The 15001-nt window shown below is 72.6% G+C and carries 13 protein-coding genes and 1 pseudogene; 7 read left to right on the top strand and 7 right to left on the bottom strand.

Annotation, left to right across the window (positions count from 1 at the left end; translation table 11 throughout):
• The gene (locus ACQPXS_RS08070; protein ID WP_433448347.1) at positions 1-807 is read right to left on the bottom strand and encodes an ABC transporter ATP-binding protein; all 807 of its coding nucleotides are present in this window, start codon (positions 805-807) and stop codon (positions 1-3) included.
• Complete coding sequence (locus tag ACQPXS_RS08075) at positions 804-1562, bottom strand: ABC transporter ATP-binding protein (protein WP_433448349.1); 759 nt, start codon at positions 1560-1562, stop codon at positions 804-806. The genes ACQPXS_RS08070 and ACQPXS_RS08075 overlap by 4 nt, the downstream gene beginning before the upstream one ends.
• Before the next feature lie 188 nt (positions 1563-1750).
• Between ACQPXS_RS08075 and ACQPXS_RS08080 the strand changes: the two genes are divergently transcribed.
• The 3 genes from ACQPXS_RS08080 (at position 1751) to ACQPXS_RS08090 (ending at position 5053) form a co-directional block, all read left to right on the top strand.
• Positions 1751-3046, top strand: a complete 1296-nt coding sequence (locus ACQPXS_RS08080) for a PucR family transcriptional regulator (protein WP_433448351.1) — start codon at positions 1751-1753, stop codon at positions 3044-3046.
• On the top strand, positions 3043-3708 hold the full coding sequence (locus ACQPXS_RS08085) for a TetR/AcrR family transcriptional regulator (protein WP_433448353.1): 666 nt from the start codon (positions 3043-3045) through the stop codon (positions 3706-3708). The genes ACQPXS_RS08080 and ACQPXS_RS08085 overlap by 4 nt, the downstream gene beginning before the upstream one ends.
• 523 nt (positions 3709-4231) lie before the next feature.
• Positions 4232-5053, top strand: a complete 822-nt coding sequence (locus ACQPXS_RS08090) for an SCO6745 family protein (RefSeq protein WP_433448355.1) — start codon at positions 4232-4234, stop codon at positions 5051-5053.
• A gap of 78 nt (positions 5054-5131) precedes the next feature.
• Here the strand turns inward: ACQPXS_RS08090 and ACQPXS_RS08095 are convergent, their stop codons facing one another.
• Positions 5132-5737, bottom strand: a complete 606-nt coding sequence (locus tag ACQPXS_RS08095; protein WP_433448357.1) for a TetR/AcrR family transcriptional regulator — start codon at positions 5735-5737, stop codon at positions 5132-5134.
• Between the two features lie 53 nt (positions 5738-5790).
• Here ACQPXS_RS08095 and ACQPXS_RS08100 point away from each other — a divergent pair, with 53 nt between their 5' ends.
• Positions 5791-6717 (top strand): DUF2867 domain-containing protein, encoded by a 927-nt coding sequence (locus ACQPXS_RS08100; RefSeq protein WP_433448359.1) that lies wholly within the window; start codon positions 5791-5793, stop codon positions 6715-6717.
• Positions 6718-7197: 480 nt separating this feature from the next.
• On the opposite strand, the pseudogene ACQPXS_RS08105 reads toward ACQPXS_RS08100, so the two are convergent.
• The 4 genes and pseudogenes from ACQPXS_RS08105 to ACQPXS_RS08120 all read right to left on the bottom strand — a co-directional run.
• Positions 7198-7617 (bottom strand): annotated as a pseudogene (locus ACQPXS_RS08105) (acyl-CoA dehydrogenase); the annotation flags it as partial.
• 56 nt (positions 7618-7673) lie between these two features.
• Entirely contained in the window at positions 7674-9323 is a 1650-nt protein-coding gene (locus ACQPXS_RS08110; protein ID WP_433448361.1) for a hypothetical protein, read from the bottom strand.
• 55 nt (positions 9324-9378) lie between these two features.
• Positions 9379-10953, bottom strand: a complete 1575-nt coding sequence (locus ACQPXS_RS08115; RefSeq protein WP_433448363.1) for a serine/threonine-protein kinase — start codon at positions 10951-10953, stop codon at positions 9379-9381.
• Positions 10950-12707: an FHA domain-containing protein gene (locus ACQPXS_RS08120; RefSeq protein ID WP_433448365.1), complete on the bottom strand. Its 1758-nt coding sequence runs from the start codon at positions 12705-12707 to the stop codon at positions 10950-10952. Before ACQPXS_RS08120 ends, ACQPXS_RS08115 begins: the two co-directional genes overlap by 4 nt.
• 89 nt (positions 12708-12796) lie before the next feature.
• On the opposite strand from ACQPXS_RS08120, the gene ACQPXS_RS08125 reads away from it, so the two are divergent.
• The 3 genes from ACQPXS_RS08125 (at position 12797) to ACQPXS_RS08135 (ending at position 15001) form a co-directional block, all read left to right on the top strand.
• A complete protein-coding gene (locus ACQPXS_RS08125; protein ID WP_433448367.1) occupies positions 12797-14026 on the top strand; it encodes a hypothetical protein in 1230 nt (409 codons plus the stop codon).
• A 39-nt stretch (positions 14027-14065) separates the two neighbouring features.
• Positions 14066-14449 carry a hypothetical protein gene (locus ACQPXS_RS08130; protein ID WP_433448369.1) on the top strand — a complete coding sequence of 128 codons (384 nt, stop codon included), beginning with the start codon at positions 14066-14068 and terminating at the stop codon, positions 14447-14449.
• Positions 14450-14794: 345 nt separating this feature from the next.
• On the top strand, positions 14795-15001 hold the full coding sequence (locus ACQPXS_RS08135) for a cold-shock protein (RefSeq protein ID WP_356307949.1): 207 nt from the start codon (positions 14795-14797) through the stop codon (positions 14999-15001).

Consider the following 15001-nt stretch of genomic DNA (forward strand, 5'->3'; position numbering starts at 1 on the left):
TCACCCGGCCTTGCGGGAGCGGACGGAGACACCGAGGTACACCTCGGCGACCTGCCCGTCCTCACGGATCTGCGCGGCCGGTCCGGACAACACCAGGCGGCCGGCCTCCAGTACGTGGGCCCGGTGCGCGATGTCCAGCGCCAGCTGGGCGTTCTGTTCGACGACGACCACGGTGGTGCGTTCCTCCTCGTTGACGGCACGGACGATTTCGAACAGCTCCCGGGTGACCAGCGGCGCGAGCCCGAGGGACGGCTCGTCCAGGAGCAGCAGCGAGGGCCGCAGCATCAGCGCCCTGCCGATGGCGAGCATCTGCTGCTCGCCGCCGCTGAGGCTGCCGGCGGCCTGCCGCGACCGCTGGCGCAGTCGGGGGAAGTGGCCGTAGATCCTCTCCAGGTCGGAGGCCACGGCCGCACGCTCGGCGCGGCCCCGCCACCGGTGGCGAGTGCGCAGATGGGCGCCGATGCGCAGGTTCTCCTCGACGGTCAGGTCGTTGAAGGTGCCCCGGCCCTCGGGGACGTGCGCCACGCCGAGCCTGGCGGCCCGCTCGGGCGAGCGGCCCAGCAGCTCGGTGCCGTTCAGGGTGACCGAGCCGCGGCCGCGGACCATGCCGCTCAGTGCCCGCAGCGTCGTGGTCTTGCCCGCGCCGTTCGGCCCGAGGATCGCGCACACCTCGCCCCGGGCGACGGAGAAGTCGAGGCCCTGCAGCACACGGGCCTGGCCGTACCCGGCGTGCAGACCGGAGATCTTCAGGAAGTCCGGCTCCGCACCCGCCTCGGCCTCGGTGCGGTCGGTGGTGGGCTCGCTCATGCGGCCGCCCCCAGGTACGCCTCGACGACCGCCGGGTCGCGCTGGATCTCCTCCGGTGGGCCTTCGGCGATCTTGCGGCCGAAGTCGAGGCAGACCACGTTGTCGCACAGGCCCATCACGAACCCCATGTGGTGTTCGACCACGACGAGCGTGAGGTCGAACTCCTGGCGCACCGTCCGGACCAGATCCGCGAATTGGCCGACCTCACCGTGGCTGAGGCCGTTGACGGGTTCGTCGAGCAACAGCAGCCGGGGCCGTACGGCAAGCGCCCGGGCGAGTTCGACGCGTTTGAGCGTGCCGAACGGCAGCCCTGAGGCGGGGCGGTCGGCGACGTCCGCCAGGCTGAGCCGTTGCAGCAAGTCATCCGCCTGGTCACGTAGTTCCCTCTCTTCCCGCCGGACGCGGGGCAGCCGGAGCGCCGCGGCGAGGTGTCCGGTACGCCCCCGGCTGTGGGCGCCGACCATGACGTTCTCCCGGACCGTGAGCCGCGGGAACAGACCCAGGTTCTGGAAGGTGCGGGCGATGCCGCGCCCGGCCACGGCGTGCGGAGGGAGGGCGAGCAGGTCCTCGCCTTCGAACCGCACGTCTCCCCCGTCGGGAGTGCAGCGCCGGGTGAGGCAGTTGAACAAGGTGGTCTTGCCGGCTCCGTTCGGACCGATGAGCCCCACGGCGGTGCCCGGCTCGACGGTGAACGCGACACCGTCCAGTGCCGTGATCCCGCCGAAACGCACGGTGATACCGTCGACCGCGAGCATGAGTGACGCCCCTTCCGACGTGCTGGGGGGTGGGCGAGCGTCACAGTAGGTGGGGGCGTTCCAGCCGCACATTGGGTGTGAGCACCCAACTTGCCGGTCACCGGACTGTGCGCCGCGCACAGGTGCCGGGAGATGTCTCACGCCGGGCCTGTTGACGGAGCACGAGGCGGACGGCGACGATCGGCGCCATGCCTCGCGGTCCTGCCCTGGACACTCCCCAGCTCTCCGAATCCCTCCGCCGGGAGCGGTGGCGGATCCTGCACGCCGTCCACGACCGGGTCGAGGAGGTGGCGGAGACCGCCGTCGAGGTGATGCGCGCGGAGATCCCGTCGTACGCACTGCAGGACGAACGGTTCTTCGACGAGGTGCGGGAGCAGGTGCTCGAGCACTACCGGATGCAGCTGGCGGCGCTGGCCGGAGATCGCGACATCGCTGCGGAAGACCTGGTGTTCAGCCGTGCGGCAGCCATGCGCCGAGCCCGCGCGGGGTTCGCCCTGGAGGACTGGATCAGTGCCTTCCGGGTCGGCCGGCAAGTGATGTGGGACGCGATGCTGGACTGCGCGGGCACGTCCGCCGAGGCCCAGCAGGCCGCGCTGTCCCTCGTCACCCCGCTGATGCGGTACGTCGACTACGCCAGCACCCATGCCGCGCAGGCGTACGTCGAGTACCAGCAGCATGTGGTGGCGGACGCGGACCGGGAGCGCCGGGATCTCCTCGACCAGCTCCTGGCGGGCGTGGCACCGTCGCGCGGTCCGCTGTTCGCCGCGGCACAGGCGTACGGCATCGGACCGCGCTCGCCGATGATGGCGGTCGTGGCCGTCTGCGTCGGTGCCTCGCGCTCGGGGGACCACGCCTCGGCCGAGAACGGGTACGCCACCAGCGCGTCGATCAGTGTCGCCGGGCCCTGGGCCGGCCGGACCCTGGTCGTCGTGCGCCACGGCGAGGTGGTCGCCGTGCCCGTGCTCCGGGCCGGCATGGACGCGGACGGCATATGCGCCCACTTCGAGGCCGTGCAGGAGCGCCTCGCGCGGGAGGGAACCATGCTCTGCATGGGCATCAGCACGGTCGCCCGGGGAGCGTCGGAACTGCCGCGCGCGTACACGGAGGCGCGGGCCGCTCTCGACCTGGTGCCGAGCGGGGGCGGGGTGGCGGCGCTGCCACGGCTGTCCCCGTTCGACTACCTGGCGCTGCGCGCCGACGACCTCGCCCGCCAGCTGGTCGATCCCCGGGTGCGGGTGCTGCTGGAGGAGGACCACCGACGTGGCGACACGCTGGCCGCGACCGTACGGGCCTTCGCGGAGGCGGACCTCAATCTGCGGCTGGCCGCCGACCGGCTGCGGGTGCACCACAACACGGCGCACTACCGGTTGCGCCGGATCGAGGAACGCACCGGACGCAATCCGCGCCGGATCGCCGACCTCCTGGAACTACTGGTCGCCCTCGCCATCCGCGACGGCGCCGGGGAAGGTGGGGATTGCCGGTGAGCGGCATCGTGGAATCCGCCGGGACCGAGGCGGCACGTCGGCTGCCGGGCGGGCAGCACGGCACGGGTCTGCCGGAGAAGCACGCGGCGCAGGGCGGAACGGTCCGGCGTGCGCTCCTGGACGCCGCGCTGGAGGTGTTCACCGAGCGCGGTTACACCGACGCCGGCCTCACTGAGATCGCGGCACGCTCCGGCATCCCGGCAGGCACCCTCTTCCAGCACTACGGCGGAAAGCGCGGGCTGTACCTCGCTCTGTGGGAGGAGTTCCGGGAGGAGCAGGAGCACCGGACCGCGGCCACGCTGACCGCCGAGCGCGGACGTGGCGTGAACGACCCCGTCGCCCTCTTCGTGGCGGGAGCCAGGGCATACCTGGAAGGTGCCTGGGACAACCGGAGGCTCGGCAGACTCCTCGCGGACGACGACGGCCCCGCGGGCTTCGACGCGCTGCGCCGCCAGTGGGACCGCGCATGGGTGCGGCGCAACGCCCGGCTGCTGGAGGTGGACGAGCGGCGACGCGCCGGCCGGGTCCGGGTGAGCGTACTGACCACGGTCATCGGAGGGGCGGCGCGCGAGCTGGGCGACTGCGGGGACGAGAGGGAGGCCCGGGAAATCGTGGACGAGGTCTGCGGCATCCTGATCCATCTGTCGGCACCGCCCGGCTGAAGCGCCCGGCACAGGGCGGGCAACCGGTCCGGGCACAGCCAGGCCAGGCGGGCCGCGGTGTCCGCGTGCAGCTGGATCGCCGGGTCAGCGGTGGCCGGGGAGCCGCCGGGCGTTCGTCCGCAGCCGGGCGACCATGGACAGGGGTTCGCGCCGCCGTTGACGTTGAACCGCACCGGGTCGATGGGCAGTTCGCCGCGGCGGTACAACACCTGGGAAGCGAAGGCCTCGTCGGGTTCCGCATGCCGATGTCGTCGACGGTGAAGTTGTGCTGACCGCACCCCTCGGCTGACCGATGACATGGATCATGGCCACGGGGTGACATCAGTTACCTCCTCTTCCGGTTGGGCGCCGGACGCTCACGGTCTTGACAGCCCGCCCCTCCACCTGGAGGCTACCGACCAGTCGGTATGAAGAGGTGGGTCGACGGGGCGTCGCCGAGCCGCCTGACGCTCCCGCGCCTGCGAGCGCACAGCGAGCAACCGCGGCCGATACCCCGTTCGTCGACTCCCCGAAAGGTAACCGCGTGAAGACAGCCCGTGCGGCCTGGCGCCGCCTCGAGCCCGTACACGGCATGATCTACTTCGTCCCCGAGGCGAGGCGACGGTACGCGGATCTCGGACTGAGCGGACGCTCGGGGTACTTCGCCTCCCGCAGCGCCGCCTTTGGCCGGGCGTCCGCCGAGTTGGTCATCTCGACCTTCTACAACTTCAACCCCGATTTCGTACGGCGTGCGGTCGACGGGGTCTGGGACGCGACGACGCCCCAGCACGTGCTGGACGCGCGGTACGCCGCAGCGGGCGAAGCCCTGCGCCGGGCAGGAATCCACAAGCTGCCCCACTTGGACGAGATTCTGACGCTGACCCGCCGGGCCGCCGAGGCGGCCTGCGAGCACGCCCAGGGCCGTCCGCTGTTCGCCGCGCACGCCGCACTGCCATGGCCGCAGGAGCCGGTACTGCAGCTGTGGCACGCCCAGACACTGCTCCGGGAGTTCCGTGGAGACGGCCATGTCGCGTGCCTGCTGAGCGAGGGCGTCGGAGGCTTGGAGGCGCTGATTCTGCATGCCGCGACAGGTGACGTTCCCGGGGACTTCCTCAAGGCGAGCCGCGCATGGCCCGACGAGGAGTGGGCCGGCACCCGGGAGCGCCTACGTGAGAGAGGCCTCCTCGACGGCGACTCCCTCAGCTCGGAAGGGGCACTCCTCCGTCGGCACGTCGAGGACCGCACCGACCGTCTCGCCCTCCCCGCCTACGCCGCCCTGGGTCACGCCGACTGTGAGCGTCTCGCCGAACTCGCGGGCCCCTTCGGCCGCGCCGTCGTCGAAGCCGGCCTGATCCGGCTCGCCTGACCGGGCCCTTCATCCCCTCCGCCCCGTTGGGGACGGACCCACCGGGAAAAGAGGCCGGCGCTCGGGCCGGCAGGAGTTTCAAGACTCCGGGGCGGCCGTCATCAGCGTGTCGAGCACCGAGTCCAGATAGCGTCTGCCGTCCTCGCCGGCCGGAAGGGTCTCCGGCACCGCGTGGGTCAGCTGGGTGTGCCCGAGGTAGCCGGTGTACGCCAGCAGGGCGCGGCGGCGTGCCTGCTCCGGGGGGAAACCCAGTTCGACGAAGAGCTGCGCCAGGTAGCCGACTCGGCGCTCTGTCACCCGGCGCAGTACGGCGGCGACCTGCGGGTGTCCGGCCGAAGCGGGCAGGGAAACCTCCAGCGGGTCATGGGCGGCGAGTTCGGACGCCTCGGAGAAGAGCCTGCGCAGCCGCAGCTCCGGATCCGGCTCGGACGCCAGCCCCGCGATGATCGCCTCGGTCGCCTTCTGCTCCCAGCGGTGGAGTGCCGCCTCGATCAGCGCCTCACGGTTGGCGAAGTGCCAGTAGAAGCTGCCCTTGGTGGTGCCCAGCCGAGCGGCGAGCGGCTCGACGGCGACCGCCGCGAGACCCCCTTCGCCCATGGCCGACAGGGCCGCGTCCGCCCAGTCCTGCGCCGTCAACCGCTGCCGGCGGCCCTCGCGAGCCACCTCGTCACGCCGTCGCACCATGACCGTACGCTACCGTATGGTAGACAACATACGGCAGCGTATGGAGGCGCGCTATGCGCAGATTCCGCACGATCCGCAATGTCCACGAGCGCACCATCGAGGCCCCCGCACAGTCCGTCGGAGCCCTGCTCGACCGCCTTTCCTCGCCCTCCGACCCGATCTGGCCCACGCCGGCCTGGCCCCCGATGCGCTTCGACCGACCCCTGGGCGTCGGCGCAAACGGGGGTCTCGGCTTCGTCCGCTACCGCGTCACCGCCTACGAGCCCGGCCGCCGCGCCCGCTTCGACTTCAACCCGCCCCTGAGCGGCCACCATGAGTTCGTCATCGAGCCGCTGAGCCAGGACCGCTGCCGCGTGCGGCACAGCCTGGAGCTGAAACGCCGCGGCCCGATGGCTCTGGGCTGGGCCCTGGCGGTGCGGTGGATGCACGACACGGTGGTCGAAGAGCTCTTCGACAACGCCGAGCGGGCCGCCACCGGGACGGTGGCCGACCCCGTCCACTGGTCGCCGTGGGTCCGGCTGCTCCACCGGCTGATGTGGGAGAGGGCCGCCGCGAGCGACCTCCCGACGGGCGCTCGCCTGGTCCGCGGCGCTTTCGACCGGACCCACTACAGCGACGCGTGGCGGATGACGATGCGTCCGGGGATGCCCCGGGACCCCGAGTCCTGGCGGGGTGTCCTGCGTGGAGCGTCCTTCCCGGTGGTGGGCCGCGAGCCCGGCGAGGTGCTGCTGGGCGAGGACGCCGACCACCTCGACTTCCGCGCCTCGATCTTCGTCGACGACCGTCAGGTCACGCTCAGCACGGTGGTGCGCATCCACAACCGGCGCGGCAGGTTGTACTGGGCCGTGGTCAAGCGCGTCCACCCCTTCATGGCTCGCACCATGCTCGGCCGCATCCACCGGCGACTCGCCCTGGCAGCTCCCAGCGCCGCCGAGCGCGCACGGTCGGCGCCCCTTCCCGCCACGCCGCCAGGAAGGTGAGTCCGGGTCGGCAGAGAACCGCCTGCTGCGCCGGTCCGCTCGTCCGGCGCATGCTTCCCCGAACCGCCTCCCGGTGCACGGGCATTCGTAGGAGTGGCGCAGCCGGCTGCCGGAGTCGTTCACCAAGCGCGCGTTCCGGCCTGATGCACCAAAGGCAGCGCCCGCGACCAGGTGTCAAGGATGCTGACCGACCTGTGGCATCCGCTGTGGTCCAGGATGGTTCCGTGGCAGCGCGCTGGGGAGACCGCCTTCCCCAGGCCGGGACGGTGATGGGTGACGAACACCGGCCCGCGCATGCGGACCCGGATCAGCCTCGGCAGCGCGCGGTCCCGGCACAGCCCTGAGTGACCCTGCTCAGCCGTGCCACCGCCGCGCGCCCGGCGACACCCGTCGCGGCTGCGTGCGGCACACGGGGCTGAGCCCTGACCGACCGGTGGCCGGGCCCACACGGCCCGGCCACCGGTGATGCGTACGGCGTCTCTACGGGGCCATCTCGTACGCGCCGGACAGCGCCTCGACCCGCTGCCAGACCCGCTCCGTGCGTGCCTCGTCGACGACCGGCCGCCGGACCGAACCCAGCGCCCAGTCCTGCTGCTCTTCGGTCGCCGAGTCCTTGCCGTGCAGTTCGACGGCGTGCGCGGAGAAGTCCCGCACGAGGACGGCGAAGAGTTCGTCGAGCACGTCCTCGTCGAGTCCGGTCAAGGCGGCCTGCTCCAGGACGAGCTGCCCGTGCACGACGAGGGCGAAGAGCTGACCGACCGCGAGGAGGAGGTCGAGGTCGCGGCTCTGCTCCGCGTCGGGGGCGGCCGTGGCGACGAACACGCAGAGTGCGTCGGCCTGTTCGCGGAAGCGGGTCGCGTTGGGCAGGTGCGCGTACGCGTCGAAGGCGGGCCGCCAGTAACAAGCCTCGCCCGCTCCGATGCGACGCGGCTCACTGGGCAACCCGGTGGTGGCTCTCAAGGACAGACGTAGGTGAAGCTCGCCTTCGCCTCCATCGGGGCCGACTGGTGCGAGATTCTCAGTCGGGCGGTCCCCCGGAAGCGCCCCGAACCGCGGACCGTCCAGCGCAGGTGCACCCTGACCTGGCGCTCACCGCGGTGGGCGGTGCGGACCAGCTCGCCCGAGTCCTGGCCGTCGGCGCGCAGCCACCGGTATGTGACAGGGCCGCCGTGCCCGTCGGTGGTGACGACACCGATCAGGTCGGCCGTCTGATCGCAGTGCAACGGCCCGGCGGGGGCCTGGACCCGCACGGCGACGACCGCGGGAGCGGGGGCCGGGCGCAGCAGCAGCCAGAGCAGGACGGCGGCGATCGCGACGACGGCGGTGGTGACGATCCAGCCCCGGCGTCTGCGGCGCGAGCGTGGGGAGGCGATTGCCGCTGCCTCGGTCCGCCATCGTGCACGCAGGGCGTCCTGATCCTCCAAGGGAACCCCGGGCCCGAACCGGAGCAGGATCTCGCCCCAGTCCTCCCCCGCCGCCACCGGACGCGCGGTGGCACGGTTGCGCTTGCCGAGGACGGTCGCCTGGGTGTCCGGGGCTGTGGGACGGCAAGCACGGCCGACCGTGGTGAGCTGGTCGGCGCCGGCTGGTGGGTGAGGTCCGGGGGCGGGCAGGGGCACTCGCGGGTCGGGCCCCGCGGCGCTGTGGGCACGGGCCGACGTGGCGAGTTGGTCAGCGGTGGCTGAAGGGTGGGACGCGCGGTCGGGCGCGGTAGCAGGGGGTTCGGGGGCGGTGGGGCGGGGAGCGGGGTCAGCTGTGGTCGGCGCCGGGTGACGGTCCGTCGGTGGAGTCGGGCGGTCGGGAGCCACTCCACCGGACGGTGCCGGTCCCTTCGGTGGCGCGAACTCCGGGGTCGACGCGGCAGTCGCCGCGCGCAGCGCCGTGCGGCGCAGGAAGTCCGCCGGCAGCGCCGCGCGCCCGCCCACCAGGGCGGCCCGGGCCGCCGCCAGCCCGTCCGACTCGGCGGTGGCAGAGCAGCGGGTGACCAAATCCGCCGCGGGGGTTCCGGGCTGCGTCCAGGCGGCGCCGAGGGTGCGGGCCAGGGCGGCCCAGGCAGCGGTGCCGCCTGCCTGGCGGCCGGCGTGCGGAGTGTCGCCCGGCACCCGTACTGCCGCCACGTCGCCCAGCACGGTGCCCAGCTCCGCCTCGGCCAGCAGGGCGACCCCGTCCGGGGCCATCACGACGGTGTCGGGGCCGAGTGAGCCGTGGGTCAAGCCTGCTGTATGCAGGGCGAGCAGGGTCTGGGCGGTCTCGTTGAGGATGCTGGCCACGCTGCCCGCGTCCGGGCGAGGGCCGTTGGCCGACGACAGGACGTCGGCAAGCGTGGGGGCCGGTGGCCGGGCCGTCAGCAGCCACACCTCACCGGCCTCCGCCACGAGGTCGACCGTAGCGAGCAGGCCGGGCAGCCTGAGCTTCGCCGTGGTGAGCACCGCCGCCGCCAGGCGCTCGCGCGTGCCTTCGGGCGCCAGCAGGGCGCGGTCGATACGCAGCGCGCCGAGGGTGGGCTCGCCGGACCGGGCGGGGAGCAGGGCATGCCAGGTGCCGTGGCGCGTATGCCGTGACCAGCCGGACAGGGGGCGGCCGGCCACTGTGGTGGCTGTCGTCATGTCGATCCGTTCTCGTCGCGGCAGGGGGTGGCTCTCGCGCCCCTCGGGAGCATGGTCAGCACGGCGGTGCGTCCAGGGAGGCCGTCTGGGGACCGTTCGCTGCCGCCGGGTCGCTGATGAGCGTGACGTCCCAGGTGCCCCGGCACGGGTGGTTGGAGAAATCGGCCTCGAAGGTCACGTTGTACCGCGTACTCCCGGACAAGGTCTGGGATCGGGAGCCGTACGGGTCGGCGGGTGTGTCGACGTAGTAGTTCGCGGTGACGGTCAGCGGACCGGTGCCCGTCGTCTCGACCGACACCGCCGCGATGAGCGTGCCCGGTCTCTGTCCGCGCTGCCAGGAGCCGATCGTGAGGGTGACCGTGCCGGGGGTGTCCACGCTCGGGGACGCGGTGGCCGGTGGCTCGGCCGGTGCGGTCGTCTCCGTGGACGGGGTCGGCGAGGGCGACGGGCTGTCCGAGGGCGTGGCGGAGGGTGGTGCGTCGGCCGTGGGCGGGGCGACGGTCGGCGAGGTGGATGTGGAAGGTGAAGCGCCCGGCTTGGTGGGCGAGTCGACCGGTGACGGGGACGACGGGGTCGAACTCGCCACCGTCGTCGATGTGTCGTGCGGGCGGCCCGTCGCGTACGTCGCTCCGCCCGTGACGACCACCAGCGCGGCCACCCCACCGGTCGCCGCCTTCCATCCCCCTCGTTTCAGTCGGCCCAGCAGGGTCAGCGCACTGGCCGAGCCGTCGAACGCGGCGGTCGTGGTGAACGGGAACAACAGGGCGAGCAGCGCGGCCAGTTCGGCCAGTCTGCGACGGCCGCGCTCCTCCCAGCCGGCGCCATAGCCTTCGGTGGCGGACCGTTCCAGGTCGGCGAGGAACGTCTCGACGTCGGGCCGGTCCGCCGGGTCCTTCGCCAGGCCCGCGCGCAGCAGCACACGCACCGGCGCGGGTACGTCGTCCAGGGGGGCCGGTGCGCGCAGGTGCTGCAGGCGCAGCGCGGTCACGTCGTCGCCGGGGAACGGCCGCCGGCCGGTCAGGCACTCGAAGAACACCACGGACGCCGCGTAGACGTCGGCCCCCGGTCCGGCGGGCTCGCCGTTCCACTGCTCCGGCGCCATATATGCGGGCGTGCCCACGGCCTCGGTCTCCCGGCCGCTGCGCACCGCGATGCCGAAGTCGGCGAGCGCGCTGGTGCCGTCGCCGCGGACCAGGACGTTCTCCGGCTTGTAGTCCCGGTGCACCACCCCGGCCGTGTGGGCCGCGCCCAGTCCGAGCAGGGAGCCCTTGAGCAGGACGAGCGCGGCCTCGGGGCCGGTCGCCCCGTGCCGGCGCAGCAGGTGGCGCAGGCTGACGCCGTCCACCGGCTCCATCACGATCGCGGCACCGGCGCGTGCCTCGACGTACTCGTACAGCCGCACCACGCACGGGTGCCGCAGCTCGCCGAGCAGCCGGGCTTCGGCCCGGAAACGGGCCAAGAACTCCCGGTCCGCGCACAGGCGCTCGCTGAGGTACTTGATGGCGACGGGCACGCCTGTCGCGGTGTGCCGGGCGAGGACGACCCGGCCGCCTGCTCCCTCGCCGAGCGTGCGGACGGCCTCGTAGCCGGGTACGACCCAGCCGCCGTCGGCCTGTGTGTCCTGGGTCATGCCGTCCCCTCCACTGGTGCGGGGAGCCCGGCGCCCTGCGGTACGTCCTTCGCGCCCCGCCGGCGCCGTACCCGGCGCAGCAGCCAGCGCACGGGCGCGGCCCACACGGGGAAGGCGACCAGGGCGACCACGGCCGCCTCGATCACCGTGGTCCACGGCTTGGCCAGCCGGCCCTCGAGCAGGTCGCCGATCCGGGAGCGCCAGGCCAGCAGGGCGAGGGCGAGGAAGCCGTAGGTGCCCGCGACGACCGCGAGGCCGTAGGCGGCCATGCCCGCCTGGCGCGGGCCGGGCCGGTTGCCCGCGCGCAGGTCGCGCCACAGGCCCGTGCGGAAGTAGGCGCTCGCCTCCTCGCGCAGCCGGGGTACCCGCAGGGCGTCGGTCAGGGCCTGGTAACCGTCCAGCGGCATCAGCGGGTTGAAGTTGTAGAGGGTGTTCAGGTAGAGGCCGAAGGCCAGGTGGTAGAGGATGGCCGAGACGGGTCCCGCGGGCAGCAGGGCCGCGCCCGTGGCGCACCAGCCGGCCAGCGCCGCCGTGGACAGCGGCCCGGACAGGGCCACCACGACCCGTGACCAGCGGGAGCCGAACCACATGTCGCTGGTGTCCACGAACGCGAACGGCATGCCCATCATCAGCAGGAACCCGCCGCGCCGGACCTTGCGGCCGTACGACTTCACGGCCAGCGCGTGTGTCAGCTCGTGGACGAGCAGCGCGGTCACGTATCCGGCGGCCAGCAGGACCGGGCCCCACACGCCCGCTCCACCGAAGTCCAGCAGGTGGTGCCGGCCCTGGGCGGCGAAGAACGCGACGAGGCCGCCGGCTACCGACAGCCAGGCGAGCAGCACCCCGGTCCGGGTGAACAGCCGCCAGCCGAAGGCCCGGTAGAGCCGGGTCACCAGTCGGTCCAGGCCTGGGACGGACACCTCCAGCTTGAGCAGCGCCCGGAACACGGCACTCGCCGCGCGCCGCCAGCCCTTCGGCCGCATCTCCTCCGGCCGGCCGGGCAGGCCGCGCAGCAACCCGGCTTCCGCGAACGCGGCCAGCGCGGACTCGATGCGGGGCAGGGCGAGTTCGCCGTAGCGGTCGGCGTAGGCGAACAGCAGATCCCGTACGGTGTTGTCACCGTCGACGGCGTGCCAGAGGAAAACCTGGCGCTCGTCCAGTTCCAGATAGCGGCCGGTGCGGGTGCTGCTGAGCACCCAGCGGGGAGCGCCACGTTCGGTGGGGACCTGCTTGAGGGCCCAGCCGGAACGCCGTCGGGGGCGCGCGGTGAGCGGGCCGTTCGCCTCCGGGGCCTCCTCCTGTCCGGCGGTGGGCAGATGGGTCAGCTGGGTGCCGACGACCATCGTGCGGGAGCCGATCCGGGCGTCGCGGGGCTGCTCGAACACCAGGCGTACGTCACCGACGGACAGCTCGGTGCCGTCGGCGAGACCGGCCGCGCCGCCGTGCAGCTCGACACCGCCGACCGCGATGCCGTTGAAGGAGTCCAGGTCCTCGATCCGGAAACCCTCGGCGGTGCGGACGATACGGGCGTGGCGGCGCGAGACGCTGCCGTCGGACAGGACGACGTCGTTGTCCTCGCCCCGGCCGAGCATGGTGACAGGTCCGGTCAACGCGACGAGCAGGGTGGGGTCGTCGAGGCCGCGCAGCTGGGGCGCGGCGTACGACGTCGGTGCGGCACCCCGACGCGGGGTGCCGCAGTACAGGCAGTACGGGAAGTCGCGCCGCACGTGGACGCGGCAGACGTGGCAGAGCATGCGGTGGCTCAGCCCGCGCCGGAACCGCTGGCGAACGTTCCTCCGTCGAAGCCTGCGTCGGCTTCCGCGGCGGGGCCGGAGTCCGGCAGGTGCGTGGCGGCGTTTCCTGGGCCGGAGGCGGGCAGGCTGCCCTGGACGATGATGTGGTCACCGCTGCCACCCTCAACCGAGGCGGGCAGGCCGCCCTGGACGATGATGCGATTACCACCGCCGGGCTCACCGACACCGCCGGGACGCCGACCGATGTTCTCCTGGCTGCCTGCGCCGTTTCCGTCGTCCCCACCGTCACCGCCGCCATGGCCACCGCCACCACTGGGACGATTGGTGTTCTCCGGGTCACCACCACCCTCACCACCACCGCCACCGTCACCGCCACCATGGCCACCGCCACCACTGGGACGATTGGTGTTCTCCGGGTCACCACCACCCTCACCACCACCGCCACCGTCACCGCCACCATGGCCACCGCCACCACTGGGACGATTGGTGTTCTCCGGGTCACCACCACCCTCACCACCACCGCCACCGTCACCGCCACCATGGCCACCGCCACCACTGGGACGATTGGTGTTCTCCGGGTCACCACCACCCTCACCACCACCGCCACCGTCACCGCCACCATGGCCACCGCCACCACTGGGACGATTGGTGTTCTCCGGGTCACCACCACCCTCACCACCACCGCCGCCACCACCGCTGTCACCGCCACCATCGCCGCCGTCGCGGTCGTAGATGCCCCCGTGACCGAAGTGACCGGCGTCACCGCCGCCTTCACCGCCTACACCGCCGAAGCCGCCGTCCCCACCGGCACCGCCGAAGCCGCCATGGCCACCGAGGCCGCCGCCACCGAGGCCGCCGCCACCGAACCCACCATCGCCGAACCCACCGGCGCCCGGCCCCCCGTCACCGAAGCCACCGTCGGCACCGCCGCCGAACCCGCCGAAGCCTCCCTCGGCTCCGCCGAACCCGCCGTCGCCCCCGGCGCCGAAGTCACCGAAGCCCCCTTCGGCACCCCCGCCGACCTGCCCACCGAGCCCGCCGAGGTCGGCGCCCGTACCCGCGTTCCCAGGCTCGTCAAAACCGCCGAAGCCGCCGAAATCACCGAACTGTCCCTGACCACCGGCCGATTCGACGGGCGACCGGTCCAGCAGCGGGCCGCCGAGCAGACTGTGGGAGCCGGTCGACGCTACGTCGACACCGCCGACGCCCTCCTGACCCGCGGCGGGATCCGGCAGCTCCGACGAGTGGCCGGCAGAGGCCGAGCCCCCGGCGTCGTGGTCGCCGGAGACCTGGTCCGCCTGTACCTCGTGGTCGGTTGATACGACGTGGTCGGCCGGGACGTCGTGGTGCGCCAGCGCATGCGCCGCGCTTCCGAAGAACAGGGACGACTTGGACAGCCGTGGGTCGAGAACGGCCGGTCCCCCGGCGGTGCCGGACTCCACGCGGAGGGAGCGGAGTTCGGCGACCTGCGCGGGCGACATGCCGAGTCTTCGCGCCACCTCGTCGGTGTCGCCGTCGAGTTCGGCGCGGAAGGCCGGGTCGACGGCCAGGCGGGTCAGGGCAGCACGATATGCGTCGTCGGTCACGGTTCGATCTCCGTCGGTCAGCGGGCATTGATGCCGATCGCGGCGGAGCCGAGGACCCCCCTGGTCGGCGGCAACTGCCATTTCCGGCCATCCCCGCCGATACCTGCAGAACACGTTATAGAGGCTTGGCATGGGCAACGCAAGAGCATCGAGTAGGGCGGTTGACGGGTGCCGGACGCCCGGCCGCGTCGCGTACTCACCGATCAGATATGGCCATCGACCCACCGGCACATCGCCGAAATACGGAACAGCGGCACGACGGTGTCGACCGGTGTCGACGGACTCGTCGACACCGCGGGCGTCGCCGGCCTCGCCATCCGCGCGGTGCGCGACGGCGGCCGGGTGGCCCCGGTCCACAAGGGGACGCTCCTGACGAATTGCCGTCTGCCGATGCTTGGAGATCCACTCCATGAGGGGTATTCAAGGGTGAAAGCAGGCAGCAGCGGGCTGCCTCGGCCTTGGGTGTCGCTCGTGCGGCGGCGTTGAAGGAGAGACTCACCGATGGCAACAGGCGTAGTGAAGTGGTTCAACGCCGATAAGGGATTCGGGTTCATCACACAGGATGACGGCGGCCCGGACGTGTTCGTCCACTTCTCGGCCATCCAGTCCACCGGGTTCAAGGAGCTGTACGAGGGCGACAGGGTCGAGTACACGGTGACGCAGGGGCCGAAGGGGCCGCAGGCGGAGAACGTTGTTCGGCAGGCGTAA

The sequence above is a fragment of the Streptomyces sp. CA-142005 genome (assembly GCF_050942335.1).
GTDB lineage: Bacteria > Actinomycetota > Actinomycetes > Streptomycetales > Streptomycetaceae > Streptomyces.